This is a genomic window from Lichenihabitans sp. PAMC28606, assembly GCF_020616535.1.
Taxonomy (GTDB): domain Bacteria; phylum Pseudomonadota; class Alphaproteobacteria; order Rhizobiales; family Beijerinckiaceae; genus Lichenihabitans; species Lichenihabitans psoromatis.
In genome coordinates this window covers 1,754,367-1,768,215 of record NZ_CP085136.1, presented here as the reverse complement: position 1 = coordinate 1,768,215, position 13,849 = coordinate 1,754,367, and the positions used below count along the sequence as shown (strand labels likewise).

Below are 13,849 nucleotides of genomic sequence, written 5' to 3'. Positions count from 1 at the left end.
GGGTGGAGGCTAGACCGCCTCCGCCCACTCGACCGCGAGCTCTTCGCGAAAGGCGAAGCGTCTCAGATGCTCGGTCACCACCTCGCAAACCCGCGGCAGGACCGCAGCGTCCTCATTGGCGAGGCTCATCAGCAAGCGATGCGGCTCAGCCACAAAGCTACAGGTCGAGCCATTGAGATCGATCGTGCCGCGCGAGGGATCGAACGTCACGGTGAACTTGTGGCTCCAGTGTTTGCAGAGCTGTTGCAGGTAGCGGCTGGCGTGTTCGGTTTCGACTTGGGCCGTGAAGGTCGACATCGGGTCCGGTTCCTTTTCGTGCCGCTCAGGCCCAGCTGCGCTCCAGCAGCGACAGCCAATTCCCGTGGGCGATCTTGGCGAGCAGCGGCTCCGAATAGCCCGTTTGCCGCATCCGATCGAGCAGATTTGGAAGGCCGGCGACGCTCCCGACCTCGGCTGGGACGATGGCGCCATCGAAATCCGATCCGAACGCGACCCCATCCTCGCCGAGCCGTTCGACCAGCGCGTCGAGATGGCGAACCATGTCGTCGAGGCTCGTATCGGCCCGCATCTGCCCGTCGGACCGCAGGAAGCAGGTGGCAAAATTCAGCCCGACGACACCCTTGCTCTCCGCGATGGCGTCGAGTTGCTTGACGGTGAGGTTGCGGGCCGAGGGGCAGAGCGCGTGAACGTTTGAATGGGTCGCGACCAGCGGTGCATCGGTCAGGGCGGCGACGTCCCAAAAGCCTTTTTCGTTGAGATGCGACAGGTCGAGCAGGATGCGGCGCTGGTTGCAGCCGCGCACCAAGTCACGGCCGGCCTCGGTCAAGCCGTCCCCGGTATCGGGCGAACTCGGAAAGCGGAAAGGGACGCCATGCGCGAAGATGTTGGGCCGGCTCCAGACGAGACCGAGCGAGCGAAGCCCCACGGCGTGGAGAACGTCGAGCATCATCAAATCGCGATCGATCGCCTCGGCGCCTTCGATGTGAAGTACGGCCGCGATCTTGTGGCTCGCCATGGCGGCCCGAATGTCGGGCACGCTGCGGCAGATCGCGAGGTCGTTCGGGAACGCGCGTTCGAGCCGCAGCAGGATCGCCACCATACGGGCCGTCCAGTCACCCGCGCCATGATGCGGCAGCGGCGGCGGTAACGGCATGTCATAGGCGGCCCCGTTCATCGAGCGGCTCATGTCGGGCATGTCGCGTGGCGGCGGAAACACGGCGAACATGCCGCCCGCAAAACCGCCTGCTCGAGCCCGCGGCAGGTCGAAATGTCCTTTGCCATCGCCCTTTTCGAACAGCGCCTCCGGGGTCGATGCGGTCTGCATGGCGAAGCGCAGCAAGGTGTCGTTATGGCCGTCGAAAACGGAAATCATCGGGTTTGTCATAACAATCCTGAGCGGACTAAGCCGCTTTTTGCGCGAGGCGGCTCATCTCGGTCTTGATGAGTGCGCTATAGGGACCTTCCCGGTCGAGGAGGTCGTCGGGTGCGCCGTCCTGCACCACTTTGCCGTTCTGCAGCACCAGAATGCGATCGAACGAGCGAACGGTCGACAGGCGATGCGCGATGGTGATGACGGTGCGCTTTTCCATCAGCCGCTCCAGCGCGAGCCGGATCGCTTCCTCGGCCTCGCTATCAAGGGCCGAGGTGGCTTCGTCGAGCAGGAGGATCGGCGAATCCTTGAGGAACGCGCGGGCGATGGCGATGCGCTGACGCTGCCCACCCGATAGCTTCAAGCCACGATCGCCGACGATCGTATCGAGCCCTTCGGGCAGGTTCTCGATGAAGGGGCGACAGCGCGCCGCGATGGCGGCGTTCCAGACCTCCTCATCGGTCGCTTCGGGCCGGCCGTAGCGGATGTTTTCGGTCAGCGTTCGGTTCAGCAGAGCCGTATCCTGCGGCACGATCGCAATAGCGTCCCGCAGGCTCTGCTCGGTAATGCGCGAAATATCCTGGCCGTCGATGAGGATCTGGCCGCCCTGGATGTCGTAGAAGCGCTGCAGCAGCGCGATCAGGGTCGACTTGCCGCCGCCCGAAGGCCCGACGAGGCCGACGCGCTGCCCTGGCTCGATCTCGACCGTGAAATCGCTGAACACCTTGCGGCCGGACGGATAGGCGAAGGCCACATTACGAAAGCTGACGCGCGCGCCAGCCGGCACCAGGGTCGCGGCATTCGGAATGTCCTTGAGATCGTGCGGCGACAGCAGCGTCGTCAGCGCTTCGGAGAGCCGCGCCATATGCTGCGTCACGTCCACCAGCGCCACCGCGAGATCGCGCGTGGCGCTCAGCACCGAGAGACCGAGCGTGCAGACCAGCACGACGTCGCCGGCCGTGATCTGCCGGGCCTGCCAGAGTTTGATGGCCCAGCCGAGCAGTCCGAGCGTCATCACGACCACCACCACCGCATGAGCGAGGCGTAGCTTTTCGAGATATTGCAGGCTACGGCGGCGAGCCGTCATCTCCTTATCGACCGTCACATCGAAGCGGCGATGCTCCCGCGCGATGCCGCCGAACGCTTTGACGAGCGCCATATTGCCGATGACGTCCACCATCTCGCCGTCGACGGCCGCAGCCTTGTTGGCGAAATCGTGATGCAGCGGCTTGCCCATGGCCGCCATCTTGAACATCACGACGATGACCACGAGCGCGACGCAGACCAGAAATCCCGCCATCGGCAGGCTGACGAGCGTCAGAAACGCGATCGCGCCCACGGTCGCGACGCAGGGCGGCAGGACGTTCCAGACGAACATGTTTTCGATCGTGAAGACCGCATTCGAGGTCGCGGTGATGCGGCTCGTCAAGACGCCTGGGAGGCGGTCGGCAAAATACCCCGGCGCGTGCCCTGTCAGATGGCGAAACAGGTCGGAGCGGAGATCGCCGGTCACGCCGACAAACGCATAACTGCCGATCCAACTTGCGATCCGCCAGAGGAAATTATCGGCCGCGATGAAGCAGACCAGCACCGTAAAGGCGGTCCAGGGGCTCTTCCCGCTATCCTGGCCGGCCGCCAGCGCGTCGACGAGGCCTTTGATGCCGAATTGCGTGCTGACCGAACAGGTCACCGCCCCCAGAACCGCGATCAGGATGCAGGCATGCGCGAGGCGGCGCTTAAGAATATAGCGCGCGAAAAATCCAAACGGCCGATGCGCGTAATTTTCCATCAAACCGCAAGCCTTCCCGCATTCCGAGTGGGCAGTGTTCCGATGCCGGCTGTCTCGGCCGTCACTGAAACAAATGTCGTGCCGCGCCACAACCTTTCTCGTGAAAGAGGCGGAGAAGACCGCATTGACGCGAGAACGTTCATGGTGACACCGAGCGGATTGGCTCGGGTGACGCCGGGGCGGGTCGGTCCAGGGTCTCGGGCATGAACAGCCAAACCGCCAAGAAGCCGAAACCGGCGACGGTCGCCATCGTCACGAAGGCGAGATGGCTCCCGAAATGGTCGGAGAGAGACCCCGCGATCGTGGTGCTGATCGCTGCGCCGATGCCAACCGCGCAGCCGACCGCGCCTTGCGCCAGATTGAACCGCCCAGCTTTGGCGGTGACGTCCGCAATGGTGAGCGGCACCAGCACGCCGAGTGCGGCCGCCGAAACGCCATCGAGCGCTTGAACCGCGACGAGAATGCGGGGGTCGCTGGTCAGAGAGAAGATGAGGCCACGGAGCGGCAGCGCCGCAAAGCCGATCAGCAGCAGCGGCTTGCGTCCCCATTTCTGCGCCTTGAGGCCGACGATGGGCGACAGGATCGCGACGATGACCTGGGGCACCACGATGGCGGCGGCCACGAGTGCTGTCGCGGCGCTACTCGACCGAAGCGTCAACATGCTGGCGGCGAGCGGCAACATTGCCGCATTGGCCAGGTGGAACATGACGATGCAGGCCGAAAAGATCACCAGTGGACGAATGCGCGCCAAATCGCGGAGGTCGGTGAGGATCGCGCCGCGTCCGCGTTTGACAGCGGGATCACCGCCCTCGCGGACCACTTTGATCTCGTCGCTTTTGATCCTGAAGAGGGCGATCAGGGCCGGAAGCACCAGCGCGCCAGAGACGAAAAACACGGATCTCGGGGAGAGGTACGTGCCGCAAAGGCCCATGCCGGCCGCCGCGAGTCCGGTGCCGATCGAGGCGAAGGACGCATTGCGGCCCAGCCGTCCGCTGATCTCGCGACGGCCGACGAGGCTGAGGCTGATCGACGCCAAGGCGAGGCCGAGGACACAGCTCGCTCCCGCATGGACGACGCGCGACAGCATGACGAGCGGGAAGACCGGCCAGATCGCCATCGCAAACGCACTGCCGCCGATCGCCAAGACCGCGATGGCGGCCGCGGCCCTCAGGTTCTTGACCGCATCGACGACCGCGCCGGCCGGGATCTGGCCGAGCAAGCTCACCAGACCCGCCACCGTCAAGACGAGGCCAATATCGGTCTGGGTCCACTTTTGCGCCGTGAGATAGACGGCCACGAACGGGCCGAAGCCTGTTTGGATATCGGCAATGAAAAAGACGAACCAATCGAGGCCGTTGCGGCTCTGCCGAGAAGCGTTCGGCGTCGACACGTCTGGCGGCCTGGCGCCGCTGGCCGTCTGAGTCGCACTCAGATCTGAGACTGTCATTCAGGGTTCCCGCGCGCCCTAGGGCGCTGCTGGGGCAGGTGTGGGTTGAAGCGCGGGTGGTTGTGCCGCAGCGGGTGCAGGCGTCGATGGCACGGCCGGGGGCGGTGCTGGCACAGAAGCAGCGGGTTGCGGCGGCGAAGCCGGTGCCTGTGCGGCCGGCGTTGTGGCAGCGGGTACCGCGGCCGCGGGAGTCGAAGCCGCAGGTGTGGCGGTGATTGGTGCCGCCGCGACAGGCGGCCGCGCGATGGCAGCGGGTGCTGCGGCAGCCACGGGATTTGCCGCCTTCACGGGGGCCGCCGCAGCCACGGGAGCCGTCGCCGGAGCTTCCAACGCCGGTGGGCGACCGAGAACGACGACGGGCTCCCCTTCTTTGTAGACGGGGGCGACCCGTAATTGATTGCGCGGCAGGTCGATCACCAGCTTATCGGTCTTGCCGTCGTCGGCCATGTGAATGGCGCGCCAATCGACCGCGATCTTGCGGCTCCCGACGCCGAAGAAGCCGCCGAAATCGATGACGGCGGCGCGCATCTGTCCGGAACGATCGATCAGCAGGTCGACGATGCGGCCCATGTCGTCGCCCTTGGTGTTCTGAACGTCCTTGCCGAGAATGCTCTCGACCTCCGGTCCATCGAGCACGATCGCGGGGGTGCCAGCCGTCTCCTGAGCTTTAGCCTCGGCCTTCGCCTCGGCTTTGGTCGGTTCGGCCGCTTTCGTTTGCGCGACAGGGCTTGCGGCAGGGGGCGCGGCAGGGGGCGCGGCAGGGCTTGGCGCAGGAGGGGCGGCCGTCGGCGTCGCGACGGGTTCCGGTTGGGTCGGGGCCCCCTGAGCCGGCGGAAGCGCATCGGCGGCCCGCGCGATTTGGCTCACCGCAAGGGCGAGGACGATAACGCTTGCGCGGATCATAGCGCCCCCATGCGCGCTCCGCGTGACCGGACCCTGATGACGCGGCGCTGTCCTGTGGTCAGACGGACCATGCGGTTCGGCCATGAAACGCTACCCTTCGACTACAAACACATGTCCCGACGCATGGATCCAGCCGTCCCGTCACCGGGTGGGCGGTTGCTGCGGGGCATAGCCCATCGTCGCCACGCGAGGACGGTTGCAACAGCCTCCGCAAGCGTGACGTCTCATCGGCTCTTCACCATATCGTCTAGGGGTTTTCGGCCGCGTTGACCACTCCCACACGTCCGAGAGCCCCTATTATGTCGACGTGGCAAACGTGCCTTCATCGACGCGGCAGTCGAAAACCAGCGCCATCACGGGTCGACCTGTTCAGGTGCAGCGGATCATCCCGAGCGGCCCCGGAACCGTGTCGCTGACAGGCTCGAAACGACCCGTCTCCGGGTCGCGCACCTGCAGCCGACCGGTCGCCACGCCAAAATAAGCGCCATGCAGATGCAGCGTACCAGCTTCGACTAAGATCCGGAGCCACGGAAATGTCATCAGGTTCTTGAGACTGAGCTCGACCGATGCAAACTCCAGCCGATGCAGGTAATCGACATCGTCATCGGCTTTACGCGGGCCGATGTTGGCAGCCGCGGGAGCGATCTGCGACATCCAGCGACCGATGAAATCACCCGATGACAGCGGCTTCTGTTCATCGGCGAAGGCGCGGATGCCGCCGCAGAAGGCATGCCCGAGCACAACAATATGCTTGACCTTCAGCGCCTGGACTCCGAATTCGAGCGCCGCGCTCGTACCGTGTTGGGAGTCACGATCGGGTTCGTAGGGCGGGACCAGATTCGCCACGTTGCGGACGACCAGCAATTCGCCAGGTGCGGCATCGAAAATCACCTCGGGCGAGACGCGCGAGTCCACGCAGCCGACGACCATGATCTCGGGGCGCTGTCCGGTATCGGCCAGCATTTCGTAGCGTGAGCGTTCGCTGGCGAACCGGCCATCCAGAAAGGAGCGGTAGCCTTGCGTGAGCCGATCGGGAAACATGGGACGACCTCAAACGGGGAGCAGCCCCAGCGTGAGGCTGTCGGCGGGACCTAACAGAGTTGGGCAATTCCGCCAACAACGCCTGTCGCATCGCCTCCTCGCTTGCTGGCCTTTAGAAGTCGATGTTGGTCTTGGCTCCGATCAGGAACGAGTTCGACACAGCAGCGGTCGCGCCGGGTTTGAGAAAATATTCGAGCTCTGGCTGGATCAGCACGCCAGGCGCGACATGGATCCCGTAATTGGCTTCGAACACGGCCCCGTTTCGCTGCACTCCGCGCGCATTGCCGTAGAGCGGAAGATCGAGGCTCTGCTCGAGTTGCTCGGTGCGGGTGATCTTGTTGCTGACATCGTAATAGGTCGCCGCGAAGCCGATCTGATCCTGCGGACGCGCATCCCAGAACCCGCGATCCAGCACGCCGGCCCAGAGGAAATTCCGGATCAGCGAGGTGTTGGAATCGTCGTGGGCGTAGCTCGCCAGGAGAATGAGACCATCGTTGTCGTTTGGCCCGTTGCGGGCGATCATCTGGTCGCCCTCGACCCAGAATTGGGCTCGTCCATGATGTGGCCGCCCGGTCAATCCGGTGAGCGCGAGCGGCAAATTCTGTCGGTCGAAGAAGGTGTCCGGATAGTCGGACGTGTCGTAATTGAAGCCGAGCTTGTAGTGGCCCGGCATTTCGTCCGGCCCAAGGCGCGGCTCGAAGCCGAGTTCGAGCGGGATACTGACGCCCGTCGTTCCTTTCAGGGTCCAATCGAACCCGCTGTAGCCGCCCTGCGTGTAGCTCTCGCCGGGAACCGGGAAGGGCTGCGACTGGAACAGTCCGGTCATGATGTAGGTCGTGTCGGTCGTCTGGCCCTTGATACGCGCGCCCCAGACGCTGGTCGGCCAATCCTCGAAGCCCTGCAGCGACGTCAGCGCGCGATTATGCCCGCAGATCGTCAGCGTCATGAAGTTGCAGTTGAGCGGGGAGGCGCCGAAATCCGAGCCAGGGGCCAAGCGGCCGAAGGCGATATCGATCTTGTCGTCGGCCAGTTTCTGCTCACCGTAGAACCACACCAGTTTGACGATCTGGCCGAAGCCGGCGCCGTAGATTTCCTGCGCCTGCAGGACGTTGTCGCCGATGAAACGCGCGCTCGCATTGTTACCGGCGCGGTTGATGAAGATCGTGTGGGTCGAAAATCCATCGAGCCCTGCCAGCGTCTGCCAATTTACGTCGACCGCGAGAGCGATCTGATGCGCGTAGGCAGCGCCCGCTTTGACGCCACCAGACACGTTGGCAACGCTCTCGGTCGTGTAATTCAGCGAATAATTCACGCCATATTTGGCAAGGCGCGTGCGGAAGCCGTCCCAGTCCCCGAAGGCATGTTCGGGCTCGACCGCAGCATGTGAGATCTTGGCGCGTTTGGTCGGGTTCGACGGCGTCACGGGCGCGGCCGGCTTGCGGGCGCCTTGTGGTTTGGGCAGCGCCGCGTCGCGTGCGGCGCTTCTGCGAACGGCGGTTTTATCGGCTGGCCTGAGGCCTGCGGGAGGCGGCACGACGGATTGCGGCGACGTCGTCGCGGCCGGGGCGGTCTGGGCGATGCCGGGCGCCGGAGCAGCAAAAATAAGGGCCACAGCTGAAGCGAGAGCGGCGAGCCGTACCGAACGACATGTGGCGAGAGTCATGTTTCCTGTCGTTCCTGATTTTGGACGGCTTCTTCGTCCTGCACCGGGCGTGACGTTCACGCGACTCGGACGCTTCTGGTGCGATCAGCATCGACGCTGAGCATCGTTGCCTCAAGAGGGCTGTTCCAGACCGATCGATAAAATCAATTCGGTGTGGCCGAGGCGACGCGGTCGCGTGGCGCGAAGCGCGGCACTGGGTTGCTCAAGGCGCGAGCAATCATCTATGGTCCCGCCGCATTCGCGCTGTCGCCCGACATCTTGCTTGCGGCGGGGCTGCGGCAGACGACCTCCTGGTCTTTCGAGCGTTCGGTCGGGCCAGCGTTGCGGACCAATGAGGGGAAAAACGGAGATCTGGGGATGGCGGAACGACTAAAAGGCAAGACGGCGATCATCACCGCGGCCGGGCAGGGCATCGGACACGCATCGGTGCTGGCTTGCGCGCGTGAAGGCGCGCAGGTGATCGCGACCGACATCGATGCAGGGAAGCTCGAGACGCTTGCCGGTCTTGCCAACGTGACCACCCGACGTCTCGATGTGCTCGATCCGAGCGCCATCACAACCTTCGCGGCCGAGGTGCCGGCCCCGGACGTGCTTTTCAACTGCGCGGGATTTGTGCATAACGGCACGATCCTCGACTGCGACGAGGATGCCTTTTCGTTCTCGGTCGATCTCAACATGCGGGCCATGTACCGGATGATGCGAGCCTTCCTGCCCGGCATGCTGGCCAAGGGCGGCGGATCCATCGTCAATATGGCGTCCGTGGCCTCGACCATCATCGCGGCCCCAAACCGGTTCATCTACGGAGCCACCAAAGCGGCCGTCATCGGTATGACCAAATCCGTCGCGGCTGATTTCGTCACCAAGGGAATCCGCGCCAACGCGATCTGCCCTGGCACGATCGAAAGCCCTTCGTTGCAGGACCGGATGCGCGCTCTCGGCGACTACGATACGGCACGCGCCAGCTTCCTGGCCCGCCAGCCGATGGGGCGTCTTGGCACCCCCGACGAGGTCGCGAACCTCGTGGTGTTCTTCGCCAGCGACGAATCCTCCCTCATCACCGGCACCGCCATCGCGATCGACGGTGGCTGGACCAATATGTAAGCGCCCGTCGTCCAAGCGTTTCCGTCGAAAACCAAACCTTTGACTCGAACCACATAGAGGCTTCATGAAATTGCTGCGTCATGGCCCCAAGGGCGCCGAAAAGCCCGGTCTGCTCGATGCGGATGGCAATGTCCGCGACCTGTCGGCCCATGTGCCCGACCTCGCCGGTCGCTGGCTGACACCCGACGGCCTGAAGGAGATCGCCTCGCTCGACGTCAAATCCTTGCCGCTCGTCAGCGAGCCCGGTCGCTACGGTCCTTGTGTGGCTGGAGTTGGCAAGTTCATCTGCATCGGGTTGAACTATGCCGATCATGCGGCCGAAACCGGCGCTCCCATTCCGGCCGAGCCGATCCTGTTCATGAAGGCCACCAGCGCCATTACCGGCCCGAACGATCCCGTCATCATTCCGCGCCGATCGAAGAAGACCGACTGGGAAGTCGAACTCGGTGTCGTGATCGGGGCCGAGGCGCGCTACGTTTCCGAAGCCGACGCCATGAACCATGTGGCCGGCTATTGCCTCATCAACGATGTGTCCGAGCGTGAATTCCAGGCCGAGCGCGGCGGCCAGTGGACAAAGGGCAAGTCCGCCGACTCGTTCGGGCCGATCGGGCCGTGGCTCGTCACCAAGGACGAGGTCGCCGATCCGCAGAATCTTTCGATGTGGCTGACGGTCGATGGGGTCAGCCGGCAGAACGGCTCGACCAAGACGATGATCTTCCCGGTCGCCGTATTGGTGTCCTACGTGTCGCAATTCATGAGCTTGCAGCCGGGCGACATCATTTCGACCGGGACGCCCCCCGGCGTCGGCCTCGGCCTCAAGCCCGAGCCCATCTATCTCCATCCCGGCCAGACGATCCGCCTCGGCATCGAGGGTCTTGGCGAACAGACCCAGGTGACGGTCGCGGCCGACTGACGTCCAAAACCCAAAGGCTCAACCCCGGAGATAGGGCACCACATAGGGACCCTCTGGGATGATCGCGACGGCGGCATCGCCCGCCGTCGCCATGCTGCCGGCGATGGCATCGTCGATGTCGTCGATCATATCGACGCCAGTCATTTTGCGATCCTCGGCCGAAAGCCCAGACGCATAAAGCTGGATCCTGCCGACCCGCATGGATTTCATCTGCATCTCGGTCTGCCACTCGTCGATTTCAGCGAGAGACTTGGCCATAAGGGTCGCCAGGAAGCGCTCCGGCCCGAGCGTGATCAGCCGCCGCTGAGCCTCGCGGAACTCCGCCGAGCCGAAGCCTTCCGAACATTCCGACGCGACGATCAGGGTTCCGCCGGGCTCGAGAATGTCGAGTGGCGTCACCATACATTTGACGGTCTGATAATAGGTCTTGTCGAGTGGGTAGCCAGCCGAAGACGTCACGACTGTCTTGAACCGGCGACCGACCGGCACGCGCGTCACGCCGCTGACGAAGTCGACGGCAGCCTGATGGCTGGCGATGATCTCGCCGAAGGTCACGCAGACGAGGTCGCGATCCTCGTCCAACACGGTGTTGAGCGCGTAGACGTCGCCAAGCCGCCGCACGATTTCGAGCTGTTCCTCGTGCAGGGGGTTGCCGATGAGATTGCACTGGACCGCGAGCGGATCCTCCATGAACCGCGCTGAATGAAAAGTGCGAATCGTCTCGTGATGAGCGATGCCGGGCGCGACGACCTTGCGGCCGCCGGACCAACCGGCCATGAAATGTGGTTCGACCAGCCCGGTCGCGATGCGGAGATCTGCCTCCACGAAGCGCCGGTCGAGCTTAATCGGCGTGTGTCGGGTGTCCGTGAACCCTAAATCCACGTGGGCGGTTTCGTCCCGCGCCTCATGGTTCTCGACCCGCACCGCAGCCAGCACCCAGGGATCGCCGACGAGCTCGGCCAGTTCGTCACCGAGGTTGGGTCGGTGCAGCCCTGTCGCGACCAGAACGGTGATGCGATCGAGCGGGATGCCCGACGCCACCATCGTCTCGATCATGGGACGTAGAAAGAGCCGATTGGGCACCGGCCGGGTGATGTCGCAGATGAGGATGCAGGCGCTGGCTTTGCCATTCGCGAGCTTGTCGAGTGAGCCCGAGCCGATCGGCGTCATCATGGCCTCGCGAACGGCGCGGTCCGGATCGGGCAGCTTCGGCAGCTGATGTTTCCGGATGGTGGTGAGAGCGGTATGACTCGGGAGCCGAAGCTGCAGATGGCTCCGGCCGTACGACACCGTTGCGGCTTCGGCTTGGCTCATCGTCTCGCTCCCCAGGTTGCATTGTCGGCGGCCCGCAGCGATGGCGCTGGAGCAGCTTGCGCTTTTGCGTTCGTTCGTAAGATAAGTCCGATCAAAGCTGCCGGCCAGCAGGTCGGTTCAAATCAGTGAAGAGGGCGGAATGCGAACACGGGACTTCGGCCGGACGGGCCGCAGGGTCAGCGACATCGGCTTCGGCGCCTGGGCGATCGGCGCGGATTGGGGCCATGTCGAACCAGATGACGCCGTTGCGGCGCTGAACGAGGCGCTCGACAAGGGCGTGACCTTCATCGACACGGCGGATGTCTATGGCGACGGCCGCTCCGAGCAATTGATCGCGCAGGTTTTGAAGGCGCGCGGGGGCGAACGTCCTTTCGTGGCCACCAAGGCCGGACGCCGCCTGCCCAAACAGACCGTCGAGGGTTATACGGCCGAGAATCTGTCGGCCTGGACAGATCGCAGCTTGAAAAATCTCGGGGTCGAAACGCTCGACCTTGTGCAACTTCACTGCCCGCCGACCGCACTCTACCACCGCGCAGAGGTGTTCGGCCGCCTCGACGATCTCGTGACGGCCGGAAAGATCCGCGCTTATGGGGTCAGCGTCGAAAAGGTCGAGGAAGCCATGATGGCGCTCGACTATCCCGGTGTCGCCAGCGTGCAGATCATCTTCAACATCTTTCGCCAGAAGCCGATCGAGGCCTTCTTCAAGGCCGCACAGGACAAGAAGGTCGCGATCATCGCGCGCGTTCCTCTCGCCAGCGGCCTCCTGTCGGGCAAGTTCAAGCCCGACACTGTTTTCGAGCCCTCCGACCATCGTCAGTACAACCGACATGGCGAGGCCTTCGATGTCGGCGAGACCTTCTCGGGCGTCTCCTACGCGGAGGGTCTGAAAGCCGTCGAGGCGATCCGTCCTCTGGTCGGCGGCGACATCAGCATGGCGCAATTCGCCTTGCGTTGGATTTTGATGTTCGATGCCGTGACGGTCGCGATCCCCGGTGCGAAAAACGCCGCGCAGGCCCGTGCCAACGCCGATGCGGCATCCCTGCCGGCCTTGTCGCCGGACGTGATGACCGAACTGAAGTCCATTTACGATCGCGACATCAGGCCGTCGGTGCATCAGCGCTGGTAGTCGCTCGAGCAAAGCGAGGCGGCCAGACGTGCCGCCTCACTCCATTGTGGGCGCGAGGTCCTGCACGCCCGAGACGTCATCCCCGAGCCATTTGGCGTTTTTGGCCGTTCCGTCGAAGGTCGAACTCGTCTTGAACAGCTCGTATTTTCCGTCCAAGGCGTAGGGCCTGCTCCGCGCGAGGAGTTCGGCGACCGCGGCCTTATCCATCGGCTTGAAGGTCTTCACCGCCTCGAAGGCCTGATCGAGATTTTGTTGGTTCTCGATGCCGGTGATGACCACGGACGTCGGCAGGTTCATCGAATAATGCAAGAACTCGATCGGCTTGATCGGTGCGTTGCTTTTCAGAATGACGCCATCGCCGAACGTCTTCATGCCTAGCACACCGATGTTCTGCGCCCCGAGATAGGGCAGGACGAGATGCGCGAACGAGCGGAAATGCGCGTCCATCACGTTGAGTGGCATCTGCACGGTATCGAAATGGAAGCCACGCGAGGCTGCGACATCCAGCATTTGCAGGTGGATGCGCGGGTCCTTATGGCCGGTGAAGCCGATGAAGCGCAGCTTTCCGGCCTGCTTGGCTTCCACGAAGGCTTCCATGGCGCCGCCTTCGGCAAAGACGCGGTCGGGGTCGTCGTATCGCAAGATCTCATGGTGCTGCACGAGGTCGATGTGGTCGGTCCGGAGGCGCTTCAGCGAGGTGTCGATCTGGGCGGCCGCTTCCGTCTTGGTGCGCCCGTCCATCTTCGACATCAGAAACACCTTCTGTCGATAGCCGCCCTTCTCCAGCGCCAAGCCCATCCGGAGCTCGCTGTTGCCTTCGTTATAGTCCCAACAATTATCCATGAATGTGATGCCGCGATCGACCGCTTCGTGGATGAGCTTCACGGCTCCTTCGTCGGTCAGAACTTTCTTGCCGATGTGAAAGCCGCCCAGTCCGATCGCCGAGACCTCCTGGCCGGTGCGGCCGAGCATGCGATACAGCATCTCGCCCCGCAGCGTGCCGGGTGAGGTGACGAACGGCAGGTCAGCCGGGTCTGCAATCAGATTGGCGGAGCGTGGAAGGGCGGGGCCCGGTGGCGAGACTGCGGCCGATGCCGCCTCCGTCGCACGTGGTCCGGACGCCTCGGCGGTGCCGAGCAAGACGCGACGATAGTCCATGATCGATCTCCCGAACATTTCTGGC

12 protein-coding genes are annotated in these 13,849 nt (G+C 63.8%); 3 read left to right on the top strand and 9 right to left on the bottom strand.

Annotation, left to right across the window (positions count from 1 at the left end):
* Positions 1 to 9: 9 nt before the first annotated feature.
* The 7 genes from LGH83_RS08315 to LGH83_RS08285 form a co-directional block, all read right to left on the bottom strand.
* Positions 10 to 297: a DUF2218 domain-containing protein gene (locus LGH83_RS08315; protein WP_227401379.1), complete on the bottom strand. Its 288-nt coding sequence runs from the start codon at positions 295 to 297 to the stop codon at positions 10 to 12.
* A gap of 25 nt (positions 298 to 322) precedes the next feature.
* Positions 323 to 1,384: a dipeptidase gene (locus LGH83_RS08310; RefSeq protein ID WP_227401378.1), complete on the bottom strand. Its 1,062-nt coding sequence runs from the start codon at positions 1,382 to 1,384 to the stop codon at positions 323 to 325.
* A 16-nt stretch (positions 1,385 to 1,400) separates the two neighbouring features.
* Positions 1,401 to 3,158, bottom strand: coding sequence for an ABC transporter ATP-binding protein (locus tag LGH83_RS08305; RefSeq protein WP_227401377.1), 1,758 nt, complete (start codon positions 3,156 to 3,158; stop codon positions 1,401 to 1,403).
* Positions 3,159 to 3,297: 139 nt separating this feature from the next.
* Positions 3,298 to 4,605, bottom strand: coding sequence for an MFS transporter (locus LGH83_RS08300; protein ID WP_227401376.1), 1,308 nt, complete (start codon positions 4,603 to 4,605; stop codon positions 3,298 to 3,300).
* Between the two features lie 18 nt (positions 4,606 to 4,623).
* Positions 4,624 to 5,508, bottom strand: coding sequence for a PRC-barrel domain-containing protein (locus tag LGH83_RS08295; RefSeq protein WP_227401375.1), 885 nt, complete (start codon positions 5,506 to 5,508; stop codon positions 4,624 to 4,626).
* A 369-nt stretch (positions 5,509 to 5,877) separates the two neighbouring features.
* The gene (locus LGH83_RS08290) at positions 5,878 to 6,549 is read right to left on the bottom strand and encodes a carbonic anhydrase (protein WP_227401374.1); all 672 of its coding nucleotides are present in this window, start codon (positions 6,547 to 6,549) and stop codon (positions 5,878 to 5,880) included.
* Positions 6,550 to 6,661: 112 nt separating this feature from the next.
* Positions 6,662 to 8,212, bottom strand: a complete 1,551-nt coding sequence (locus LGH83_RS08285) for a carbohydrate porin (RefSeq protein WP_227401373.1) — start codon at positions 8,210 to 8,212, stop codon at positions 6,662 to 6,664.
* A gap of 357 nt (positions 8,213 to 8,569) precedes the next feature.
* Here LGH83_RS08285 and LGH83_RS08280 point away from each other — a divergent pair, with 357 nt between their 5' ends.
* Positions 8,570 to 9,313, top strand: a complete 744-nt coding sequence (locus LGH83_RS08280; protein WP_227401781.1) for an SDR family oxidoreductase — start codon at positions 8,570 to 8,572, stop codon at positions 9,311 to 9,313.
* Between the two features lie 64 nt (positions 9,314 to 9,377).
* Complete coding sequence (locus tag LGH83_RS08275) at positions 9,378 to 10,226, top strand: fumarylacetoacetate hydrolase family protein (RefSeq protein WP_227401372.1); 849 nt, start codon at positions 9,378 to 9,380, stop codon at positions 10,224 to 10,226.
* Between the two features lie 18 nt (positions 10,227 to 10,244).
* Here LGH83_RS08275 and larA read toward each other — a convergent pair whose 3' ends face one another.
* A complete protein-coding gene (gene larA / locus LGH83_RS08270) occupies positions 10,245 to 11,540 on the bottom strand; it encodes a nickel-dependent lactate racemase (RefSeq protein ID WP_227401371.1) in 1,296 nt (431 codons plus the stop codon).
* Positions 11,541 to 11,679: 139 nt separating this feature from the next.
* On the opposite strand from larA, the gene LGH83_RS08265 reads away from it, so the two are divergent.
* A complete protein-coding gene (locus tag LGH83_RS08265; protein WP_227401370.1) occupies positions 11,680 to 12,666 on the top strand; it encodes an aldo/keto reductase in 987 nt (328 codons plus the stop codon).
* Positions 12,667 to 12,702: 36 nt separating this feature from the next.
* Here LGH83_RS08265 and LGH83_RS08260 read toward each other — a convergent pair whose 3' ends face one another.
* Positions 12,703 to 13,824 (bottom strand): aldo/keto reductase, encoded by a 1,122-nt coding sequence (locus LGH83_RS08260; RefSeq protein ID WP_227401369.1) that lies wholly within the window; start codon positions 13,822 to 13,824, stop codon positions 12,703 to 12,705.
* Between the last annotated feature and the right edge of the window lie 25 nt (positions 13,825 to 13,849).

What these genes read in the sequence shown, in the direction of transcription:
- LGH83_RS08315 (WP_227401379.1), bottom strand. Translation starts at nt 297, where the DNA reads ATGTCGACCTTCACGGCCCAAGTCGAAACCGAACACGCCAGCCGCTAC.
- LGH83_RS08310 (WP_227401378.1), bottom strand. Translation starts at nt 1,384, where the DNA reads ATGACAAACCCGATGATTTCCGTTTTCGACGGCCATAACGACACCTTG.
- LGH83_RS08305 (WP_227401377.1), bottom strand. Translation starts at nt 3,158, where the DNA reads ATGGAAAATTACGCGCATCGGCCGTTTGGATTTTTCGCGCGCTATATT.
- LGH83_RS08300 (WP_227401376.1), bottom strand. Translation starts at nt 4,605, where the DNA reads ATGACAGTCTCAGATCTGAGTGCGACTCAGACGGCCAGCGGCGCCAGG.
- LGH83_RS08295 (WP_227401375.1), bottom strand. Translation starts at nt 5,508, where the DNA reads ATGATCCGCGCAAGCGTTATCGTCCTCGCCCTTGCGGTGAGCCAAATC.
- LGH83_RS08290 (WP_227401374.1), bottom strand. Translation starts at nt 6,549, where the DNA reads ATGTTTCCCGATCGGCTCACGCAAGGCTACCGCTCCTTTCTGGATGGC.
- LGH83_RS08285 (WP_227401373.1), bottom strand. Translation starts at nt 8,212, where the DNA reads ATGACTCTCGCCACATGTCGTTCGGTACGGCTCGCCGCTCTCGCTTCA.
- LGH83_RS08280 (WP_227401781.1), top strand. Translation starts at nt 8,570, where the DNA reads ATGGCGGAACGACTAAAAGGCAAGACGGCGATCATCACCGCGGCCGGG.
- LGH83_RS08275 (WP_227401372.1), top strand. Translation starts at nt 9,378, where the DNA reads ATGAAATTGCTGCGTCATGGCCCCAAGGGCGCCGAAAAGCCCGGTCTG.
- larA (WP_227401371.1), bottom strand. Translation starts at nt 11,540, where the DNA reads ATGAGCCAAGCCGAAGCCGCAACGGTGTCGTACGGCCGGAGCCATCTG.
- LGH83_RS08265 (WP_227401370.1), top strand. Translation starts at nt 11,680, where the DNA reads ATGCGAACACGGGACTTCGGCCGGACGGGCCGCAGGGTCAGCGACATC.
- LGH83_RS08260 (WP_227401369.1), bottom strand. Translation starts at nt 13,824, where the DNA reads ATGGACTATCGTCGCGTCTTGCTCGGCACCGCCGAGGCGTCCGGACCA.